Origin of the sequence: Bradyrhizobium neotropicale, assembly GCF_001641695.1 — a bacterium.
Taxonomy (GTDB): Bacteria; Pseudomonadota; Alphaproteobacteria; order Rhizobiales; family Xanthobacteraceae; genus Bradyrhizobium; species Bradyrhizobium neotropicale.
In genome coordinates this window covers 34,128-54,553 of sequence record NZ_LSEF01000047.1, presented here as the reverse complement: position 1 = coordinate 54,553, position 20,426 = coordinate 34,128, and the positions used below count along the sequence as shown (strand labels likewise).

Sequence of the window (20,426 nt, the reverse complement as noted above, 5' to 3'; positions counted from 1 at the left end):
AGCTTATCATCCAACTGGTTTGCGAGGACGAAACCGCAGCCAAGAAGCGCGCCCGAGCCTTGGCTGACGGGTACGACGTAGAGCTATGGAGCCAAGATCGAAAGGTCGCGGAATTTAAGAGTGAGTAAGGCCGCCTCAGTTGGCAGCTTCTTCCTGCTCGACGACCTCTACGTCGACGTGCGCGATGCCAAGTCCGACCAGGCCAAGCTCGCGTGCCGGCGCCAGCGCCAGGTCGAGGACGCGCCCACGGACGAAAGGGCCGCGATCATTGACAGTGACCACGACCGACTGGCCGCCGCGCGACACCCGCAACTTGGTGCCGAAACGGCAGGCAGCGATGCGCCGCTGTCGGTAGTCGATCGTCGAAGCGCCCGCCGGAGGACGTGCGACTGCCACTTTCGTTGGAGTAGTAGGAAGCCAAACCGGAAAAGGAGCGCTCGCACAGGGCGCCAGGGCTGACAAACAGGCATAGCAGCGCCATCGCTGCTAACGGCGTTTTCATAAGACCTCTCGGGTTTGGAATTAGCAGCCGCCGTCTCTCGAGGCGCAGGTCGGGGCGCCCCCGAGCACGATACGGCCGATGGTCCAGACGTTCGGGCCAGCTATCACAGCCGCGGTGACAGCAACGCCCGCCGCGACCATGCAGCCAATGGTCTCAAACAAGTAATGTTCCTAGCAACCCCAATGGGAATGGGTTGGAAGTTCGTGGCTGGCATCGAGTACCGAGGCATCCACTTCGCGCGTGCCCGCTTAGTGATCGAATAGAGCGTCCCCGCTGCGATGCATGAGTCCGTTTGTGGCCCCGGAGCGGACTTGATCAATATTGAAGTGAATTCTTAAACGCCCGCGAACAACGGGATGTTAAAGGCAGGGCATCTAGACAAGGGCATACTTAGATGACAGGTCGCGTGTTAGCGCTCGCCGTTGCGATATAAGCCGTCGTCCTCGGCTTTGCTGCCGCGACACTGGGATTTTCAGCCGCGACCAATGTCGAGCGCAGGGCTTGCGCGGACCGGAACGCAACCGCGCGCGACGAGGTTGCGGCCTGCACGATCGTGTTGAACGATTCCTCCGATCCGTCGCAGCACGCAAATGCATACCACCACCGCGGTATAGGCTACCTCCGACTTTGGAGTTTGGATCGCGCTATCGCCGACTTTGACGCGGCAATCCAGTTGGATCCGAAGTTCACCTACGCCTACGCAGCGCGCGCTTTGGCTTATTGCTCGAAGGGCGAGCACGGCCGCGGGATAGAGGATGTGGAGCAGGCGATCAGGCTGGAGCCGCAGTCCGCCGAGATGGTTGCAACCCGCGGCACTTGCAACGAGAGCAAGGGCGTGTGGGGAGAGGCCCTTGCGGATTTTACCGCGGCCATCAGGCTGAACCCGAGCAACTATCAGTACTACAATTCCAGGGCCGACATCTATCGGGATCACGACAATGAGCGTGCCGCCCTGGCGGATTACGCCACGGCTATTCGACTGAGCCCCGGCAGCATTGCGTCTTACCGCAAACGCGGCAGTCTTTTCTTCGATAAGAACGAGTTCGACAGCGCGCTTGCAGATTACGATATAGTGATCAAGTTGGATCCAAAGGACAAGACCGCTTACGCGGCGCGAGCCTATCTTTACGAACAGAAGGGGGACATCGCCCGCGCGGTGGCTGACCTCGAACAGGCCAAAAAGCTGGGCTGGAAAAACTAGACGCGGGAGGCATCGTCCACCCGGTGTTACAATAGAGCATGGAATCCCTGTCGGCGTGGATCGCAGCATATCTAATCGGCGAGTCCGATGATTGGATACCGCGAACACTATTGGGCTGGACCAGAGTCGGGCTGCTTGCCGGTCTCATCGGGCAGGTTATTTACCTGATCCACGCATGCATCGCGTTGTCGGTCCCGACGATCCTTTGGTTTGGCCTCCCAGCAAATGTATTGGCGCTGGTTGTCATCCGCCGCGCTCTGCGTTGGCGCTACCCCGTCTAGCAAAACTTGAGTGACGGACGGCTTATTGTCCGCTTGTGGCCCGGCCTCGGACCTCGGGCGAGGTCCGCTCTTGCGCCGCTGCCGAGACCAAAGCAGACGTCAAACGCACTCCGATCAGTCGTGTCCCGATTGATCTATGACGACGCGCCCTAACCGGCCGGCGCCTTGCGGCCGATCAGGCCGAACACGATCATGACAATGCTGATGCCGCCGACAGCGCCGGAAACTTCTCCGACCGTGCGCATCAGGGCGCCGGGATCGTTGGACCAGGGCGTCATGTCGCGCATGGACAGGAAGAACAGGACGGCGAGAACCAGCAGCACTCCGCCGACCACGATCAGACGCCAGTTTCGCTTTCGCATGACAGGCTTTCCTCTGGACCGCGCTGAGGCGCAGTCGTGCGACTTGCAGAGGTAGTGTCGTCGATTCCGGTTCGGGTTCGATAAGCCCACGAAATTATGGGGGCTTCCGGCTTCGGCGCGGCAAGGCTTTCTTCAGTGCAACAAGGCTTCCGTCGGAGGTCGCAAGGTCTCACCGGCTGCGATGATGCCATCGTGCCGGTGTTTTGCCCGACGTGTCAAATGGATTTCGCAAAATCGAAAAAAAGAGCAGTGCCGACAAGCCGCCGGCTACTTTGCATGGGGTTGTTTTCGAGATTTTTGTTGTCCGTCCACGGGAGGTGGCGCCGCGTCATTCCGGGGGCGCGCGAAGCGCGAGCCCGGAATCCATGGTGCAGCATGGAAAGGCGGAGAAATGGACTCCAGGCTCGCGCCAAGTGGCGCGCCCCGGAAATGACGAAATCGCCTCAGCTATCCACCTTCAGCGCGGCAATGAAGGCTTCCTGCGGGATGTCGACCTTGCCGAACTGCCGCATCTTCTTCTTGCCTTCCTTCTGCTTCTCCAGAAGCTTGCGCTTGCGCGTGATGTCGCCGCCGTAGCACTTCGCGGTGACGTCCTTGCGCAGCGCGCGCACGGTCTCGCGGGCGATCACCTTGCCGCCGATCGCCGCCTGGATCGGGATCTGGAACATGTGCGGCGGGATCAGCTCCTTCATCTTCTCGACCATGGCGCGGCCGCGGCCTTCGGCGCGGGTGCGATGCACCAGCATGGAGAGCGCATCGACCGGCTCGGCGTTGACCAGGATCTGCATCTTGACGAGATCGGCCGGCTTGTAGTCGGTGAGATGATAGTCGAACGAGGCGTAGCCCTTGGAGACCGACTTCAGGCGGTCGTAGAAATCGAACACGACCTCGTTGAGCGGCAGATCGTATTTCACCATCGCACGGGAGCCGACGTAGGTGAGCTCCTTCTGCGAGCCGCGGCGGTCCTGGCACAGCTTCAGCACGCTGCCGAGATATTCGTCGGGCGTGAGGATCGTGGCCTCGATCCAGGGCTCGTCGATCTCGGCGATCTTGACCACGTCGGGCATGTCGACGGGATTGTGGATCTCGATCTCGGTGCCATCGGTCAGCTTCATCTTGTAGATGACGCTCGGCGCGGTCGCGATCAGGTTGAGATCGAATTCGCGCGACAGCCGCTCCTGGATGATCTCGAGGTGCAACAGCCCGAGGAAGCCGCAGCGGAAGCCGAAGCCCAGCGCAGCGGAGGTTTCCATCTCGAAGGAGAAGCTGGCGTCGTTGAGGCGCAGCTTGCCCATCGCGGCGCGCAGCGTTTCGAAGTCGTCGGCGTCGACCGGGAACAGGCCGCAGAACACCACCGGGATCGCCGGCTTGAAGCCGGGCAGCATGTCCGCGACCGGCTTCCTGTCGTCGGTGATGGTGTCGCCGACGCGGGTGTCGGCCACTTCCTTGATCGCGGCGGTGATGAAGCCGATCTCGCCGGGGCCGAGCTCCTCGACCTGCTGCATCTTCGGCGTGAAGAAACCGACGCGCTCGACGTCGTAGGCCGCGCCGGTGCCCATCATGCGGACGCGGCTGCCCTTCTTCATGACGCCGTCGACGACACGGATCAGAACGACGACGCCGAGATAGACGTCGTACCAGCTGTCGACCAGCAGCGCCTTCAGCGTCGCGTCGCGATCGCCCTTCGGCGGCGGCAGGCGGGTGACGATGGCCTCCAGCACATCGGGAACGCCGAGGCCGGTCTTGGCCGAGATCATCACCGCGTCCGACGCATCGATGCCGATGACGTCCTCGATCTGCTGCTTGATCTTCTCAGGCTCGGCGGCCGGAAGGTCGACCTTGTTCAGGACCGGAACGATCTCGTGGTTGTTGTCGAGCGCCTGGTAGACGTTGGCGAGCGTCTGCGCTTCGACGCCCTGGCTGGCGTCGACCACCAGCAGGGAACCCTCGCAGGCCGCCAGCGACCGCGAGACCTCATAGGCGAAGTCGACATGGCCGGGCGTGTCCATCAGGTTGAAGATGTAATCCTTGCCGTCCTTGGCGCGGTACGAGAGCCGCACGGTCTGCGCCTTGATGGTGATGCCGCGTTCGCGCTCGATATCCATGGAATCGAGCACCTGCTCCTTGCCCGCCATTTCGCGGTCGGACAGGCCGCCGGTCATCTGGATCAGGCGGTCGGCCAGCGTCGATTTGCCATGGTCGATATGGGCGACGATGGAGAAATTGCGGATGTTGGAAATGGGGACGGTCGTCATGGGCGCGGGATACCACTCACATCCCCGTGCGGCAACCATATTGCTGTATTTTCAGGGCGTTTCTTCACGCCAAGCTGATTCCATGGCGGCCAAAAACGCGCTACGCAACGCCCCATGTCGACGACCTCAATCCCCTCTGCCAGACCGCGCGCGAAGACCCGGGTGAGCTTTGGCCGCTTCAAGGCCTGGCTGGTTGCCTGCGCGACCCGGCCGGAGGCCCGCCTGTGGCTGGTGATCCAGCTTGCCATCCTGCATGCGGTGCTCTGGACCTTCATCCTGATCAATCTCAAGGCCGCGCAGGACGTTCATATGGACGTCGCAGAAGCTTATGCATGGGGCCAGAAATTCCTGCTCGGCTACGGCAAGCACCCGCCGCTGTCGGGCTGGATCGCCGGCCTCTGGTTCAAGGTGTTTCCGGCGACGGACTGGGCGACCTATGCGCTGGCGATGGCGACCGTCAGCGTCGGCATGGTGATCTGCTGGCTCATTGCGCTGCGGGTGGTGGACGCGAGGCGCGCGTTCCTGGTCGTGGTGATGGTCGCGCTCTACCCGATCTTCAATTTCAAGGGTTTCAAGTACAACGCGGACCTGCTGCAACTCGTCACCCTGCCGCTCGTCGTGCTCGCCTATCTCAATGCGTTCGAGAAGCGGAGCTGGCAGTCCGGCATCTGGCTCGGGCTTGCGGGCGCGCTGGCGCTGATGACCAAATACTGGGTGCTGACCATGATCGGCGCCATCGGGCTCGCCGCGCTGATCCATCCCGACCGGCTGAAATTCCTGCGCTCGCCGGCACCCTGGGTGGCGATCGCGACGCTTCTCGTCGCCATGATCCCGCACATCGCCTGGCTTGCCGATGCGCATTTCGTGCCGCTGACCTATGCGGGGGACACCTACAATCTCGAGGGACACGGGAACTACGTGCGGGAGCTCGTGCTCGGCTATGTCGTGCACAATGTCGCGCTGCTGGCCTTGCCGGTCGCGCTCGCTGCGCTCGCCTTCGCGCTGGTGCCGCCGTGGTTCACGCTGCTGCTGCGCGCGCCCTTGCGCATCGTCACGCGCGCCTGGGCACGTGGCGCCAATCCCGGCGTCAACCGTTCGCAGGCGCTGCACGTCTGGATCATCCAGATCGTCGTTGCGGTCGGCCCGCCGCTCGGCGCGCTGGTCTTCAGCATCTACCTGAAGACCGATTGGGGCATCTCGCTGTTCTTCCTGGTGCCGCTGGCGCTGGTCGCCATCCCGACGCTGCGCGTGCCGAGCGCGACGTTGTTCAACATCGCCGCGATCTGGCTTGTGCTCAGCGTCACGACGCTCGCCGCCTCGCCGTGGATCGAAGCGCGCGAGATGGCCGCCAATGCCGGCAACACGGCGACCTATGGCGCGCGCTCTGAGCTTGCGCGCGAACTGACGCAGGCCTGGCGCACCCGCTTCGGCTCGCGCTGGGCGGTGGTTGCCGGCACCATGGAAACGATCCAGCCGATGGCGTTCTACAGCCCGGATCATCCGAGCCCGTTCACGCCGAACGAGGCCTGGAGCTCGGGGCTGACCTCGCCCGAGGACGTCAAGAAATATGGCTTCATCGGCGTGTTCGATCCGACCGACGGCCGCCTGCCCGCGTTCGAGAAATGGGTGTCGGAAACCGCGCCGAATGCCGAGCGCATGGTGATGACGACACGGCGCTTCACCCACGGCAAGGCCGGCCCGGCGATGACCTGGAACGTCTACATCGCGCCGCCGGAGAAGTGACCGAAGGTCCCGTAGGGTGGGTGAAGCGACTTGTCCGCCGTAGCTCGGCGAGCGAAGGCGGAAGCGTGCCCACCGTTTCTATTGCGATCATCGAGAGATGGCGGGCACGGCGCTAAGCGCCTTCCACCCTACAGCTGAGTGCGTGGCGAGAGACGGCTTTACGTCCCTTCCTCGTTGAACTTGCTCTCGACGAGTTCGGTGATCGCGGCGAGCGCGGCTTCGGCATCGGTGCCGGCGGCTGCCACCGTGATGGTGGTGCCGGGGCCGGCAGCGAGCATCATCAGGCCCATGATCGAGGTGCCGCCGACGGTCTCGCCGCCGCGCGTCACCCACACCTGCGCATCGAAGCGCTCGACGGCCTGGACGAATTTTGCGGAAGCGCGGGCGTGCAGGCCGCGCTTGTTGATGATCAGGAGCTCTTTGGAAATCGCACCCGCGGGCACGCCTGTCCCGGCCTGGCTTCCGAGCGGCGTGTCGTCGCTCATTTGCCGGCGAGCACGCGGCTGGCGATGGTGACGTATTTGCGACCTGCTTCCTGCGCCATCGCGATCGCGTCGGGCAGCGAACGTTCCTCGCGAACCTTCGCGAGCTTCACCAGCATCGGAAGGTTGATGCCCGCGAGCACTTCGACCTTGGGCCGGCTCATGCAGGATATGGCAAGGTTGGACGGCGTGCCGCCGAACATGTCGGTGAGGATCGCAACGCCGTCGCCGGAATCGACGCGGTTAACCGCCTCGATGATGTCGCTTCGACAGAGATCGGAATCATCCTCGGCGCCGATCGTGATCGCTTCGATTTGCTTTTGCGGACCCATGACATGTTCAAGCGCCGCCTTGAATTCATCGGCAAGGCGCCCGTGGGTCACAAGTACTAGACCAATCATCGGAAAACTCCTCGCGGGCGCTCTTGGTGCGCCGCACGAACGCGCCACTTTGACCATCCAGAGCCCTCGCGCAAGAGGGGATGTTGCGTATCTCCCTGAATCTAGACGGATGGATGAGGGGAGCTGCGCCGGTCTATTCGGTCGCGATAGTGGGGTTCATATGGTTACCATTTCCCTTCAAACAATCGCCTGAATGGTTAACCGAAGATGAACTTTTGGTAGTGGTCAAGGCCGCGACAACCAAAGGGAGCGGCGAATAGCCGCTGGCGACCGGGATTCGCGGTATTTCGACACCAAAAATGCGTGTTTTCAGCGCTTCGGGCGGCGGCAGGCGTTCGGCGTCGCTTGCGTCCAGATCGACCACGAGGCCGACAGTCGCATGCTCCACGTAGTCGCATTGACGGATTCCGAGGCCGCGGATTTCGATCAGGCCGGCCAGCATGCTGCTCGGGCGGACTTCAATTTCGTCGCCGACTGTCGCCAGATGGACACGGTCATCACCGACCAGAATCGCCTTTTCGACCACCCCTGCGCGCCCGGCCAGGATCAAATCGAAGGCAAGCCGCGACTTGCCGGCGCCCGAAGGCCCGCGGATCAGCACCGCCAGATGTCCGACTTTGACCGCGGAGGCGTGAACGCTCTGGCCGCCATCGCTCATAGCGCCGGCAGCCTCACCACGAAGTGCGCGCCGGCAACGGTTGGGGTGCCGTCCTCATCCGGCGGGCCTGCGCGGTTCTCGGCCCAGATGCGTCCGCCATGTGCATCGACGATCTGCTTGGAGATCGAAAGTCCGAGGCCGGAGTTCTGGCCGAAGCCCTGATGCGGCCGGTCGGTGTAGAAGCGCTCGAAGATGCGCTCGAGCGCGTCATCGCGGATGCCTGGGCCGTCGTCGTCGACCACGATCTCGATCTCGGCGCGCACGCGGCGGCAGGTGAGGCGCACCTTGCTGCCGCGCTCGGAGAAGGATTGCGCGTTGGAGAGCAGGTTGGCGACCACCTGTCCCAGCCGTGAATCATGGCCGGGGACGGAGAAGTTGTCGCTCGGGCCGCGGCCTTCGAAGCGCGCCTCGACGGCGACGTCGTGGCCGAGCTTGGTCTCATTGGCGACCGACACCAGCGTGCCCAAAAGGCGCCTGAGATCGACCGGAATCGCATCCTGCCGCTGCAACTCGGCATCGAGCCGGCTTGCGTCCGAGATGTCCGAGATCAGCCGGTCCAGCCGCTTGACGTCGTGCTCGATCACCTCGAGCAGGCGTGCGCGGCTGTTCTCGTTGCGCGCCAGCGGCAGCGTCTCGACCGCCGAGCGCAGTGAGGTCAGCGGGTTCTTCAGCTCATGGGCGACGTCGGCGGCGAACATCTCGATCGCCTCGATGCGGCTGTAGAGCGCGTTGGTCATGTCGCGCAGCGCGCCGGAGAGATGGCCGATCTCGTCGCGGCGGCGGGTGAAGTCGGGAATCTCGACGCGGGTCTTGATGCGGCGGCGGACCCGTTCGGCGCTGTCGGCGAGCCTGCGCACGGGCCCTGCGATCGTGCTCGCGAGCAGCAGCGACAGCATGATCATGACGGCAGCCGCGACGCCGCCGACCTTCAGGATCGCGAGGCGTTCGGCGGTCACCATCTGGTCGATGTCGTCGCCCTGCGTCGACAGCATCAGCGCGCCGTGGATCGCGCGCGAGCGCAGCACCGGGACCGCGACCGAGACGATCACCTCGCCGCGCGAATTGACCCGCACCATCGAGCGCTTCTGGCCCTGGAGCGCATCGGCGACCTCCGAATAGCCGTTGCCGTTCTCGGGCCCGAGCTCGCGGTAGAGCGGCAGGTCGCCGCGGTTCAGCCAGGTGCGCACCGCGGTCATGCCGCGCTCGACGATGTTCGGCTTCTCCGCGGAGGGCGGCGGCAGTTCGAAGCGCAACACGTTCTCGAGGTTGCGGCTGTCGAGCAGCAGGCTGCCGTTCGGATCGTAGATGCGGGCGCGCGTCTTGGTCGGCGAGATCAGCGTGCGCAGCACCGGAGCCACGCGCTCCGGATTGATCGGGAAATCCAGCGGCGAATACTCGTCCGAGCCGCCATAGGTCTCGCCCGGCTTGAGGTCGAGGAGCCGGTCTGGATCGATGGTGATCGCGTTGGTCTGCACGGTCGCGGAGGCCGCGATCGCGCCGGCAATGATCTCGGCCTGTACGAGCAGGCTCTGCGCGCGGGCGTCGATCAGGCCGGCGCGGAATTGCGACAGGTACAGGATGCTCGCGACCAGCGCGACGAGGCCGGCGAGATTGAGTGATACGATGCGGCGGGTCAGGCTCGAGAAGGAGAGCGCAAAAAAGAACTGTCCGGCGCGCTTGAGCCAGCTCAGCGGCCGCCAGCCCTGCGCGGCCGGCGTGTCCCCGGCAGCATGATCCGGGACGCCGCGGGCGGCGTCCTCGGTGGTCAGGCTCGAATCAGGCTGCGTTCGGTCAAGCAATGCTTACGCCCGGTTTTGACAGCTCGTGCGATGGGTCCTTCGCATCCTAAAGCCACATCGGTCCCGATGGAATCAGAACCGACCGGGCCCCTTTCGCTTTCGTGAAGCCGCGGTGCGCCTCAGGCTTCCTTGAAACGGTAGCCGACGCCATACAGCGTCTCGATCATCTCGAACTCGTTGTCGACCACCTTGAACTTCTTGCGCAGCCGCTTGATGTGGCTGTCGATGGTGCGGTCGTCGACATAGACCTGATCGTCATAGGCGGCGTCCATCAGTGCGTTGCGGCTCTTCACCACGCCGGGACGGGTCGCCAGCGCCTGGAGGATGAGGAATTCGGTGACCGTCAGCGTCACCGGCTCGTTCTTCCAGGTGCAGGTGTGCCGTTCGGGATCCATGCGCAACAGGCCGCGATCGAGCGCCTTGGCGTCGTTCTCCTTCGGCACGGCGGTCGGATCCTTCGGCGCCGAGCGGCGCAGCACCGCCTTGACGCGCTCGACCAGCAGCCGTTGCGAGAACGGTTTGCGGATGAAATCGTCGGCGCCCATCTTGAGGCCGAACAGCTCGTCGATCTCTTCATCCTTGGAGGTGAGGAAGATCACCGGCAGGTCGGATTTCTGCCGCAGCCGACGCAGCGTCTCCATGCCGTCCATGCGCGGCATCTTGATGTCGAGGATGGCAAGATCGGGCTGGGTCGTGCGGAAACCGTCGAGCGCCGAGGCGCCGTCGGTGTAAGTCATGATGCGATAGCCTTCGGCTTCCAGCGCGATCGAGACGGATGTGAGAATGTTGCGGTCGTCGTCGACCAAAGCGATTGTGGGCATGAGCCTCTGCTTTCTGCTTTCCGTTTTGGGTCGTGGCTTGAAACGGCGAGCAATCCAGTGATGCGCCGCATACATGGGTCCCGAACTCGGGGTTCGACAAGGTCACCGAGCAATGCAAGCTAGGCTGAAGTGTGACCAAGTTCCACGAAACACGGCAGATTCGCCGCGTTTCGACCCATAACCGGACCCCCGTTTACCCGAAAAAAGGCCCCCCTTGCAACCACCTGAGCCGAGAAAGCCAATGCAGCCGACCCCCGATTTCGACCCCGGAAAGCTCGCCAAATCGCTGTTGCGGCGTTCCCGCCAGGGCGCCCTGGCAACCCTGATGGTCGGCAGCGGCGATCCCTATTGCTCGCTGGTCAATCTGGCGAGCCATCCCGACGGCTCGCCCATCCTGCTGATCTCGCGCCTCGCCGTTCACACCAGGAACATCCTCACCGATGCGAGGGTCTCCCTGATGCTGGACGAGCGCGCCCCCGGCGATCCCCTGGAAGGCGCCCGGATCATGCTGTCCGGCCGCGCCGAACAGGCCGATGCCGAGAAGGAATTGCTCCAGCGCCGGTATCTCAATGCACATCCCTCGGCGGAAGGCTTTGCTTCCTTTAAGGATTTCTCGTTTTTCCGGATCCATCCCACGGGAACCCATCTGGTCGCCGGCTTTGGCCGGATTGTCGACCTCAAGCCTGAGCATTTCCTCACGGACCTCACCGGTGCCGAGGACCTATTGGCCGCGGAAGAGGGGGCGGTCGAGCACATGAACGCCGACCATCGCGACACCATGAAGCTCTATGCGACGAAGCTGCTTGATGCCGCGGAGGGCGACTGGCGCTGCACGGGGTGCGATCCCGAGGGGCTCGACATGCAGGCCGAGCAGACCGCGTTGCGGCTCGAGTTCCCCGAACGGGTCACCAGCGGCACCGAACTGCGCAAGATGCTGGTCAGGCTGGCGGGCGAGGCGCGGGGTAATACCAAATAGTCGAGCGCGGATAGTCGCGCTCGCGCTTGAACGGCGGCGCGGATCGCTGCGACCCATGCTCGGGCCCGGAAGGCCAGGGTCGGCAGCGAGAGTGCTTCATGGCAAGACGTAATCGATTGGCGCTGGTGGCGGGCTTGACGCTCGCGGCTGGTGCACTCCTTTCCACGACCGCCTTCGCGCAGAACGGCGGTCTCGCCGCGCAGAGTGCCAGGATCAACCAGCTCAATCAGGCCGGCAAATACTCGGAAGCGCTTCCTCTGGCGCAGGCCATGGTCGCAAGTCTGGAGAAGAGCGATAACGGTCGCGAGCTCGCCGCCGCGCTGAACAACCTCGGTCAGGTCTATGCCGGTCAGGGCCGCGACGATCTGGCCGAGCCGATCTACAAGCGCTCGATCGCGCTGATGGAAAAATCGCTTGGCCTCGAAACTCCGCTTGTCGCGGCCGAACTGACCAATCTCGCCGCGCTTTATCAGCGGCAGGGCCGCTTTGCCGAGGCCGAGCCGCTGTTCAAACGCGCGCTCGCCGTTCGCGAAAAGGCGTTGTCGCGCGAGCATCCCGATGTCGGCCAGGCCCTCAACAATCTCGCCACGCTCTATGTCAAGCAGGAGCGCTATGCCGACGCCGAACCTTTGTTCCAGCGGGCGCTTGCCATCTATCAGAAGGTCGCTGGACCCGAGCATCCGGCGGTCGCCACCATCCTGAACAACATCGGCCAGCTCGATCGCGATCTCAACCGCGACGCCGACGCCGAAGCGCCCATCAAGCGCTCGCTTGCGATCCGCGAAAAAGTGCTGGGGGCGGATCATCCCGATGTCGCGCGCTCCCTCAATAATCTCGCCGGCCTCTATGAGCACCAGCAGCACTATACCGAGGCCGAGCCGCTCTATCGCCGCGCGCTGGCGATCCGCGAGCGCGCGCTCGGGCCCGATCATCCTGATGTTGCGACCTCGACCAGCAATCTCGCCTATTTCCTCCAGGCATCAGGACGCACCGCGGACGCGTTGCCGCTCGCGGAAAGGACGCTCGCCGGCAACCGTGCGCAGCTGCGCGTCGTGCTGCCGGTCCTGTTCGCCGCGCGACAGCAATCTCTGCTGCCTTCGGACAAGGCCCTCGACGACGCGCTCGCCACAATCCAGCGCGGGACGCAATCCTCTGCCGCGTCCGCCGTGAACAAGCTCGCGGTGCGCCTTGCCGCCGGCAATGACCGGCTTGCCGAACTCGTGCGCCGGGATCAGGACCTCGCGACTGAAGACGAGACGCTCGACAAGGCCATCATTGCCGCGGTGTCGAAGCCGTCCGCCCAGCGCGACGTCGCCGCCGAGCAGCGCAGCCGCGCGCGGCTCGTGGCGATCGCGAGCGAGCGTTCAGGCTTGCAGAAGACGCTCGCCGTCGAATTCCCCGACTACGCCTCGCTCTCCAACCCGCTGCCGCTCGCGGCCAGGGACATTCAGGCGCTGCTGTCGGCCGACGAGGCTATGGTGATCTATTCGGTCGTCGACAAGCGAAGCTATGTCATCGCGATCACGCGCGAGAGCGTCGACTGGAAGGAAATTCCGCTTGGCGCGGACGCGCTGGCGCAGAAATTGTCCGACTTCCGCAAAGGGCTCGATGTCGGCAAGGCGAGCGATGCATCGGGCAAGTCCGGATTGTTCGATCTGGCGCTCGCCAACGAGCTCTATGTCGCGCTGCTCGGCCCGGTCGAGGCGCTGACGAAGGACAAGCGCAGCCTTTTGGTGGTGCCATCGGGCGCACTGACCGCATTGCCGTTTCATCTGCTCGTCACGGAGAAGCCGCAGGCTGCCATTCCCGACAAGATCGAGGGCTATCGCAACGCCGCCTGGCTGTTGCGGCGTCAGGCAGTGGCGGTGCTGCCGTCGGTGGTCAGCCTGAAATCGCTGCGCGCATTTGCGCGCAAGGATCAGGGCGCAAAGCCGATGACCGGCTTTGGCGATCCCGTGTTCAACCCTGCCGAGGCGGGGCCGGCCGACCGGCGCGCGACAAGTGGGAAGATTGCTGCGCGCAGCCTGGCGGCTGGCGCCTATACCGATTTTTGGCGCGGCGCGGGCGTCGATCGCGCGCGGCTTTCGCAAGCGCTGCCGCAACTGCCCGACACCGCGGACGAGCTCAACGCGGTGGCGAAGGATGTCGGCGCCGCCGCGGCCGACATCCATCTCGGTCGCGACGCCAGCGAAACAACGCTCAAGCGTGCAGCGCTTGCTCAATACAGCATCATTTATTTCGCGACCCATGGCCTCGTCGCCGGCGACGTCAAGGGACTGGGCGAGCCGTCGCTCGCCCTCTCAATTCCCGACCAGCCCTCCGAGCTCGACGACGGTCTGCTCACCGCGAGCGAAGTCGCGCAGCTCAAGCTCAATGCGGATTGGGTGGTGCTGTCGGCGTGCAACACGATTGCCGGCGACAAGCCGGGCGCCGAGGCGCTGTCGGGATTGGCGCGCTCATTCTTCTACGCCGGCGCCCGCGCGCTTCTGGTCTCGCATTGGGCAGTCGATTCCGAAGCTGCCACCCGCTTGACCATTTCGACCTTCGATCTGCTCAAGAGCGAGCCCGGAATGGGGCGCGCTGAAGCCTTGCGACGCGCGATGCTGGCCTATCTCGACGACGCATCGTCACCGCGCAATGCCTATCCCGCTATCTGGGCACCGTTCGCACTCATCGGCGAAGGCGCGGTGCAATAGACCGCGCGGTGATTGTGCGTCGCAAAAATCCGGGATAACGCTGAATCACGCGTTTGGTTGCGCGACCATTTGCGATTTTTCGAGGCGTCTGCACAGAGCTGACATGCGCGACGTTTGGCGCGGTCCTTGAATAAACCAATTCCTGCGGGATCGGCTTGGCAACGCCAGCGTTCATCATTATTAGGTCGCCCAACCGAGGCCGGATGGCCTATTATTCACGGTAACCGCGATGGCGCCAAAGCTTGGTCGCGCTGAATGTCGCGGGTTCTAGGAGGATCTTTCGTGCAAGAGACGGGCGTGCGCAACGGTGCCTTCGGCGCCGACAAATTCGGCTTAAAGAAGCTCAAACAAGTTCACTGGAACCTCGGCGCGCCGCAGCTTTATCAATATTCGCTTTCTGCGGGCGAGGCGGTTCTGTCTGCGGACGGTGCGCTGTGCGCCGACACCGGCGAATTCACGGGCCGTAGCCCGAAAGACAAGTTCACGGTGCGTGATGCCACCACCGACAAGAAGATGTGGTGGGGCGGCAATCAGTCGATCACCGCAGAACAGTTCGAGGCGCTCTATCAGGACTTCCTGAAGCACGCCGAAGGCAAGACGCTGTTCGCGCAGGATCTCTATGGCGGGGCGGATCCGGCCTACCGGATCAAGACCCGCGTGTTCACCGAGCTCGCCTGGCACTCGCTGTTCATCCGCACGCTGCTGATCCGTCCCGAGGCGGTCGAGCTGTCGAGCTTCACGCCCGAGCTCACCATCATCGACATGCCGAGCTTCCGCGCCGATCCGAAGCGTCACGGCGTGCGCTCGGAGAACGTCGTCGCGATCGATTTCGCCCGCAAGATCGTGCTGATCGGCGGCTCCTACTATGCCGGCGAGATGAAGAAGTCGGTCTTCACCACGCTGAACTATTACCTCCCGGAGCGAGGTGTGATGCCGATGCACTGCTCGGCCAATGTCGGCGCCAATGGCGATGCCGCGATCTTTTTCGGCCTGTCCGGCACCGGCAAGACCACGCTGTCGGCCGATCCCAACCGCACGCTGATCGGCGACGACGAGCACGGCTGGGGCCCGAACGGCGTCTTCAATTTCGAGGGCGGCTGCTACGCCAAGTGCATCAAGCTGTCGCAGGAAGCCGAGCCTCAGATCTATGCCGCCTCGACGCGCTTCGGCGCGGTGCTCGAGAACTGCGTGCTCGATGAAGACACCCGTGTGGTGGACTTCGACGACGGCTCAAAGACCGAGAACACGCGCTCGGCCTATCCGCTCGAATTCATCCCGAACGCTTCGCGCACCGGCCGCGCGCCGCAGCCGAAGAACGTGGTGATGCTCGCCGCCGACGCCTTCGGCGTGCTGCCGCCGATCGCAAAGCTCTCGCCGGCGCAGGCGATGTATCACTTCCTCTCCGGCTACACCGCCAAGGTCGCCGGCACCGAGCGCGGTCTCGGCAACGAGCCGCAGCCGGAATTCTCGACCTGCTTCGGCTCACCCTTCCTGCCGCTCGACCCGTCCGTCTACGGCAACATGCTGCGCGACCTGATCGCCCAGCACAATGTCGACTGCTGGCTGGTCAACACCGGCTGGACCGGCGGCAAGTACGGCGTCGGCTTGCGCATGCCGATCAAGGTGACGCGCGCGCTGCTCACCGCGGCGCTCGACGGGTCCTTGCGCAACGTCGAATTCCGCACCGACAAGTATTTCGGCTTCGCAGTCCCCACCGCGCTGCCGGGCGTGCCGAGCGAGATCCTCAATCCGGTCAACACCTGGAAGGACAAGGACGAGTTCGACAAGACCGCCCGGGCCCTCGTCGGCATGTTCCAGAAGAACTTTGCCAAGTTCGAAGCCCAGGTCGACGCCGAGGTGCGTGCGGCCGCGCCGGACGTGAAGCTCGCGGCGGAGTAACTTCGTTCAGTTGAATGCAAAGGGGCGGCCGCGAGGCCGCCCTTTTTGTTTGAGCGAGCGGGACTCTATCGCCTCTCCCCGCGTGCGGGGAGAGGCCGACGCGCGTAGCGCGGCGGGTNGGGGGCTCTCCGCGAGTCCGTCTATGACCGTGATTGTGGAAGCAGGCCCCTCACCCCAACCCTCTCCCCGTAAGAACGGAGAGAGGGAGAGGAGAGAGCTCACGCCTTGAAATACGCGATCTGCGTCGTGGTCGCGAGCAGGCGGCCGCTCGGAGACCACAGCTCGCCGTTCTGATCGCCGTAGCTGCGATGAAATATCTTTGCATCCGCCGTCGCGAGCACGCGGGTGATGTCTTCGGCCGCTAGGCTCTCGGCATCGGTATGGAAATAGGTCGTCAGCGACACCGTGCCGAACGGCACCAGCTCGCGCCGCGCGTGGAAGATGCGGCCGAAGAAGGCGTCCGACATCGACATCAGCGACAGCATGTCGAGCTTGCGCGGCGTGCGGTCGCTGATCCAGACCTTGGAATAGGTGCTTGCAAGCTCCGTCTGCGGCGGGCCGATCCGCATCTCGCCCTCGACGAAGCGGAATTCGTACTGGTTGGCCCAGGACGCGGCGATCTTCGGAAAGGGCAGCGTCTCTTCGAATGATTTTGCGTCCGGGCGTCTCGCGACCTCGTGCGACCAGGACTGCCTACGCTCGGCGAACACCGCGGTGGCAAGCGTCGCGACCTCGCCGCCGCCCTGCGACAGTTCGACGCTCCAGTGCTGGCTGGAGCGGTTGGCCTTGACCAGCCGCACGTCCAGATCGAACGGCCCCTTCGCGATCGGCGCGCAGTAATTGACGGTGACGGCCAAGGGATCGCCGGCGCGCTCCGGATGATCGATCAGAGCGCGCAGAATGGTCGCAGCGGTCGCACCGCCAAAGGGGCCGACAAAGGCCCAGTAGTCGTCGCTGGTATGCCCCTGCCAGCTGCTGTCGCCGGCAGTGATGCGCGTCGCTTCGTCGAAGGGGTGCGGGAGTTTGGCGTGCATTTCATTCCTCGATGCCTGCCCGATCGTCATTGCGAGCGCAGCGAAGCAATCCAGAATCTTTCCACGGAGGCAGTCTGGATTGCTTCGCTGCGCTCGCAATGACGTTGTTTGAGGTCACGGCGTCAGCATCGCTGACAGCGCCTCTTGGGGATGATGACAATCATATCATCATCCTTCGCGACGGATGCAATAACCTCGCGGGTACTGCAGATTTCGCACCGTGAAAAATCAGCCGGTCGCGTCGCGCAGATCCGGCAGCAGGGGCGTGGTCGGATTCACCGGCACGTTCCAGATCTCCTCGGCATATTCGCGGATGGTGCGGTCCGAGGAGAACCAGGCCATGCGCGCGACGTTGAGGATACTCGCACGCGTCCACGCCGGCGCCACCTGCCAGCGCGCGTCGATGCCGCGCTGCGCCTCGTAGTAGGAATCGAAGTCGGCGCTGACCATGTAATGGTCGAGATGGCGCAAGGCGTGCGCGATGGATTCGAAACGTCCGGGATCGCCGGGCGAGAACTCGCCGGTCGCGATCGAATTGATCGCGCGCAACAGCTTTGGCGACCGCCGGATCACGTCGGCGGCATCCAGCCCCTGCTTGCGGCGGATCATCACGTCGCCGGCCTCCATGCCGAAGATCGCGATATTCTCAGGCCCGACATGGTCGCGGATCTCGATATTGGCGCCGTCGAGCGTGCCGATGGTGATGGCGCCGTTCAGCGCCAGCTTCATGTTGCCGGTGCCGGAGGCCTCCATGCCGGCGGTCGAGATCTGTTCGGACAGGTCGGCCGCAGGAATGATCACTTCGGCGAGGCTGACATTGTAGTCCGGAAGGAAGGCGACCTTCAGTCTGCCCTCGATCGCGGGATCGTTGTTGACGATGTCGGCGACGTCGTTGATCAGCTTGATGATCAGTTTGGCGTAGCGATAGCTCGCCGCCGCCTTGCCGGCGAAGATCTTGACCCGCGGCACCCAGTTGCCGGTCGGATCGTCCTTGATCGACTGGTACAGCGCGACCGTCTCGATGATGTTGAGCAGCTGGCGCTTGTATTCGTGGATGCGCTTGATCTGCACGTCGAACAGCGCGCTCGGATCGACCTTGATGCCGAGCCGCTCGCCGATCAGGCGCGCCAGCGCCGTCTTGTTGTGATGCTTGACGGCGCGGAATTTGCGCTGGAATTCGACGTCGCTGGCGCGGGCCTCGATCAGGCTGAGCTGCGTCGGATCGTCAAGCACGACCTCGCCGCAGGTCTCGCGCAACAGGTCGGTCAGCTTCGGGTTCGCCAGCATCAGCCAGCGGCGGAAGGTGATGCCGTTGGTCTTGTTGGTGATGCGGCCGGGATAGAGATGGTTGAGATCGTGGAACACGGTCTCGCGCATCAGGTCCGAATGCATCGCGGAGACGCCGTTGATGCGGTGCGAACCGACGAAGGCGAGCTGGCCCATGCGCACGCGCCGGCCGCTCTTCTCGTCGATCAGCGAGACCGATGCACGGAAATCGATGTCGCCGGGGCAGCGCGCTTCCGCAAGCGCCAGATGCTGCACGTTGATGCGGTAGATGATCTCGAGATGCCGCGGCAACAGTCGCTCGAACAGCTCGACCGGCCAGGTCTCCAGCGCCTCGGGCAGCAGCGTGTGGTTGGTGTAGGACAGCGTTGCGACGGTGATCTTCCAGGCTTCGTCCCAGCGGAAATTGTGGTCGTCGACCAGGATCCGCATCAGCTCGGTGACGGCGAGGCTCGGATGGGTATCGTTGAGCTGGACCGCGACCTTCGTCGACAGGCTGCGCAATTGTCCGTCGGATGCGAGATGCCGCCTGACGAGATCCTGCAGCGAGGCGGAGACGAAGAAATATTCCTGGCGCAGCCGCAGCTCGCGGCCCGCGGGGCTCTCGTCGTTCGGATAGAGGAATTTGCAGATGGCCTCCGCGCGCGCCTGCTCCGAGCTCGCGCTGACATAGTCGCCGGAGTTGAAGACGTCGAGCTTCAGCGGATCGGGCGAACGTGCCGACCACAGCCGCAGCGCATTGACGTGCTGGCCGCGCCAGCCGACGATCGGCGTGTCATAGGCGATGGCCTGCACCGTTTCGGCCGGATGCCAGATCGCGCGGTCGCGGCCCTTGTCGTCGACATGCTCGACGCCGCCGCCGAAATGGACGTGATAGATCACCTCCGGCCGCTGCAATTCCCAGGGATTGCCGAAGCTCAGCCACTCGTCCGGATATTCCTGCTGCCAGCCCTGATTGATGATCTGGCGGAACAGGCCGTAATCGTAGCGGATGCCGTAGCCGATCGCGGGGATCGACAGCGTCGCCATGCTCTCCATGAAGCAGGCGGCGAGCCGGCCGAGGCCGCCATTGCCGAGCGCGGCATCCGGCTCGCATTTGCGCAAATCGGGCAGCGACACGCCGAGATCGCCGAGCGCGACCTCGAATATCTTGAGCAGCCCCATATTGTTCAGCGCGTCGGTGAAGAGGCGGCCGATCAGGAATTCGAGCGAGAGATAATAGACGCGCTTGCGGCCCGCATCGTAGCTGTGCTTCTCGGCGGTGAGCCAGCGATGCACGATGCGGTCGCGCAGCGCGAGCGCGGCGGCCTGGTACCAGTCGTGCCTGGTCGCCATGCCCGCGTCCTTGCCGACGGCAAGGCGCAGCTTCGCCAGGATCGCGCCCTTGATCTCCGTCAGCGCGAGCTCGTCGATGGGCTGGCCGGGAGCGGGAAAATTGGGCTGGAACGATGGATCTTGCAAAGCCGTCACTTCCTGGTCGACTACTGAACTCAGAGCTTACGCGTCCTGCCTCGGCGCCGGAACCACCGCCGGCGCGTCCCGTGCACTGCGCTGGCGTAATTTTATGCAAGGAATGGGCCGGTTTGGGAACCCGGAAGCCCACGGAGAATTCCGAATTCGGTGCTAGATTGCGGACCAATTCAGCCATCAGTGTGGAGGAAGCGCCCATGAGATTGCTGATCGAAATCGCCGCCGCAGCCTTGCTCGTCGTCTGCATCACCGCGTCCAGCGCCGCCTTCGCCGCCGGCAATTCGAATCGCAGTGCCGATGCCTCGCGCTGCGGCTTTACTGTTCCGCAAAATGCGTCCCCCGCCGTGCGCTGCGCCGCCATCAAGCGCCAATGCGGCGGCAAGTTCTACGCGAGCGCGTGCGGGGACAGGTTGATGTCGGCGGCGAATTGAGCGTGACGGCGAAGCACTAATTGTCCCCGCATCGTCGTCGCGGCGTTCGCCGTAACGACATCGTGGGGGCGCTGGAACAAATTAAGAACAATTTAGCAAGTCTTTGATATATCATTGTGATTCGGCACGTT

16 protein-coding genes and 1 pseudogene are annotated in these 20,426 nt (G+C 63.8%); 6 read left to right on the top strand and 11 right to left on the bottom strand.

The features are described 5' to 3' along the window. Window positions 1-135 precede the first annotated feature (135 nt). Window positions 136-460, bottom strand: a pseudogene (locus tag AXW67_RS15165) (septal ring lytic transglycosylase RlpA family protein); the annotation flags it as partial. Between the two features lie 62 nt (window positions 461-522). Next, window positions 523-663, bottom strand: a complete 141-nt coding sequence (locus tag AXW67_RS42730) for a hypothetical protein (protein WP_161491259.1) — start codon at window positions 661-663, stop codon at window positions 523-525. A 395-nt stretch (window positions 664-1,058) separates the two neighbouring features. On the opposite strand from AXW67_RS42730, the gene AXW67_RS15160 reads away from it, so the two are divergent. Then, window positions 1,059-1,703 carry a tetratricopeptide repeat protein gene (locus tag AXW67_RS15160; RefSeq protein WP_145927631.1) on the top strand — a complete coding sequence of 215 codons (645 nt, stop codon included), beginning with the start codon at window positions 1,059-1,061 and terminating at the stop codon, window positions 1,701-1,703. A gap of 430 nt (window positions 1,704-2,133) precedes the next feature. On the opposite strand, the gene AXW67_RS15150 is transcribed toward AXW67_RS15160, so the two are convergent. Together AXW67_RS15150 and lepA are read right to left on the bottom strand one after the other, a co-directional pair. Next, window positions 2,134-2,346 carry a hypothetical protein gene (locus AXW67_RS15150; RefSeq protein ID WP_063678528.1) on the bottom strand — a complete coding sequence of 71 codons (213 nt, stop codon included), beginning with the start codon at window positions 2,344-2,346 and terminating at the stop codon, window positions 2,134-2,136. A 443-nt stretch (window positions 2,347-2,789) separates the two neighbouring features. Continuing rightward, window positions 2,790-4,601, bottom strand: coding sequence for a translation elongation factor 4 (lepA, locus tag AXW67_RS15145; protein WP_027552092.1), 1,812 nt, complete (start codon window positions 4,599-4,601; stop codon window positions 2,790-2,792). Window positions 4,602-4,715: 114 nt separating this feature from the next. On the opposite strand from lepA, the gene AXW67_RS15140 reads away from it, so the two are divergent. Then, on the top strand, window positions 4,716-6,344 hold the full coding sequence (locus AXW67_RS15140) for a glycosyltransferase family 39 protein (protein WP_063678527.1): 1,629 nt from the start codon (window positions 4,716-4,718) through the stop codon (window positions 6,342-6,344). A 158-nt stretch (window positions 6,345-6,502) separates the two neighbouring features. Here the strand turns inward: AXW67_RS15140 and AXW67_RS15135 are convergent, their stop codons facing one another. The 5 genes from AXW67_RS15135 to AXW67_RS15115 all read right to left on the bottom strand — a co-directional run bounded on the left by AXW67_RS15135 (window position 6,503) and on the right by AXW67_RS15115 (window position 10,505). Next, window positions 6,503-6,829 (bottom strand): HPr family phosphocarrier protein, encoded by a 327-nt coding sequence (locus AXW67_RS15135; RefSeq protein ID WP_063678526.1) that lies wholly within the window; start codon window positions 6,827-6,829, stop codon window positions 6,503-6,505. Continuing rightward, a complete protein-coding gene (locus tag AXW67_RS15130; protein ID WP_024339151.1) occupies window positions 6,826-7,227 on the bottom strand; it encodes a PTS sugar transporter subunit IIA in 402 nt (133 codons plus the stop codon). The genes AXW67_RS15135 and AXW67_RS15130 overlap by 4 nt, the downstream gene beginning before the upstream one ends. Window positions 7,228-7,360: 133 nt before the next feature. Continuing rightward, complete coding sequence (locus AXW67_RS15125) at window positions 7,361-7,885, bottom strand: HPr kinase/phosphorylase (RefSeq protein WP_063678525.1); 525 nt, start codon at window positions 7,883-7,885, stop codon at window positions 7,361-7,363. Beyond that, the gene (locus AXW67_RS15120) at window positions 7,882-9,684 is read right to left on the bottom strand and encodes a sensor histidine kinase (protein WP_063678524.1); all 1,803 of its coding nucleotides are present in this window, start codon (window positions 9,682-9,684) and stop codon (window positions 7,882-7,884) included. Before AXW67_RS15120 ends, AXW67_RS15125 begins: the two co-directional genes overlap by 4 nt. Window positions 9,685-9,803: 119 nt before the next feature. Continuing rightward, on the bottom strand, window positions 9,804-10,505 hold the full coding sequence (locus AXW67_RS15115; RefSeq protein ID WP_027552097.1) for a response regulator transcription factor: 702 nt from the start codon (window positions 10,503-10,505) through the stop codon (window positions 9,804-9,806). Window positions 10,506-10,746: 241 nt separating this feature from the next. Here AXW67_RS15115 and AXW67_RS15110 point away from each other — a divergent pair, with 241 nt between their 5' ends. The 3 genes from AXW67_RS15110 (at window position 10,747) to AXW67_RS15100 (ending at window position 16,076) form a co-directional block, all read left to right on the top strand. Continuing rightward, a complete protein-coding gene (locus AXW67_RS15110; RefSeq protein ID WP_063678523.1) occupies window positions 10,747-11,481 on the top strand; it encodes a HugZ family pyridoxamine 5'-phosphate oxidase in 735 nt (244 codons plus the stop codon). A 98-nt stretch (window positions 11,482-11,579) separates the two neighbouring features. Then, window positions 11,580-14,177: a CHAT domain-containing tetratricopeptide repeat protein gene (locus AXW67_RS15105; protein WP_063678522.1), complete on the top strand. Its 2,598-nt coding sequence runs from the start codon at window positions 11,580-11,582 to the stop codon at window positions 14,175-14,177. A gap of 282 nt (window positions 14,178-14,459) precedes the next feature. Then, window positions 14,460-16,076, top strand: a complete 1,617-nt coding sequence (locus AXW67_RS15100; RefSeq protein WP_063678521.1) for a phosphoenolpyruvate carboxykinase — start codon at window positions 14,460-14,462, stop codon at window positions 16,074-16,076. Between the two features lie 218 nt (window positions 16,077-16,294). On the opposite strand, the gene AXW67_RS15095 is transcribed toward AXW67_RS15100, so the two are convergent. Then, the gene (locus AXW67_RS15095; RefSeq protein WP_063678656.1) at window positions 16,295-17,110 is read right to left on the bottom strand and encodes an acyl-CoA thioesterase; all 816 of its coding nucleotides are present in this window, start codon (window positions 17,108-17,110) and stop codon (window positions 16,295-16,297) included. Window positions 17,111-17,338: 228 nt separating this feature from the next. Then, complete coding sequence (locus tag AXW67_RS15090) at window positions 17,339-19,855, bottom strand: glycogen/starch/alpha-glucan phosphorylase (protein WP_063678520.1); 2,517 nt, start codon at window positions 19,853-19,855, stop codon at window positions 17,339-17,341. Between the two features lie 206 nt (window positions 19,856-20,061). On the opposite strand from AXW67_RS15090, the gene AXW67_RS15085 reads away from it, so the two are divergent. Next, window positions 20,062-20,295, top strand: coding sequence for a hypothetical protein (locus AXW67_RS15085; RefSeq protein ID WP_063678519.1), 234 nt, complete (start codon window positions 20,062-20,064; stop codon window positions 20,293-20,295). Window positions 20,296-20,426 lie beyond the last annotated feature (131 nt).

Bases quoted from the DNA above. Each gene is read 5' to 3' on its own strand.
- AXW67_RS15095 (WP_063678656.1), bottom strand. From the start codon at position 17,110: ATGCACGCCAAACTCCCGCACCCCTTCGACGAAGCGACGCGCATCACT.
- AXW67_RS15115 (WP_027552097.1), bottom strand. From the start codon at position 10,505: ATGCCCACAATCGCTTTGGTCGACGACGACCGCAACATTCTCACATCC.
- AXW67_RS15110 (WP_063678523.1), top strand. From the start codon at position 10,747: ATGCAGCCGACCCCCGATTTCGACCCCGGAAAGCTCGCCAAATCGCTG.
- AXW67_RS15085 (WP_063678519.1), top strand. From the start codon at position 20,062: ATGAGATTGCTGATCGAAATCGCCGCCGCAGCCTTGCTCGTCGTCTGC.
- AXW67_RS15135 (WP_063678526.1), bottom strand. From the start codon at position 6,829: ATGAGCGACGACACGCCGCTCGGAAGCCAGGCCGGGACAGGCGTGCCC.
- AXW67_RS15125 (WP_063678525.1), bottom strand. From the start codon at position 7,885: ATGAGCGATGGCGGCCAGAGCGTTCACGCCTCCGCGGTCAAAGTCGGA.
- AXW67_RS15140 (WP_063678527.1), top strand. From the start codon at position 4,716: ATGTCGACGACCTCAATCCCCTCTGCCAGACCGCGCGCGAAGACCCGG.
- lepA (WP_027552092.1), bottom strand. From the start codon at position 4,601: ATGACGACCGTCCCCATTTCCAACATCCGCAATTTCTCCATCGTCGCC.
- AXW67_RS15105 (WP_063678522.1), top strand. From the start codon at position 11,580: ATGGCAAGACGTAATCGATTGGCGCTGGTGGCGGGCTTGACGCTCGCG.
- AXW67_RS15150 (WP_063678528.1), bottom strand. From the start codon at position 2,346: ATGCGAAAGCGAAACTGGCGTCTGATCGTGGTCGGCGGAGTGCTGCTG.
- AXW67_RS15130 (WP_024339151.1), bottom strand. From the start codon at position 7,227: ATGATTGGTCTAGTACTTGTGACCCACGGGCGCCTTGCCGATGAATTC.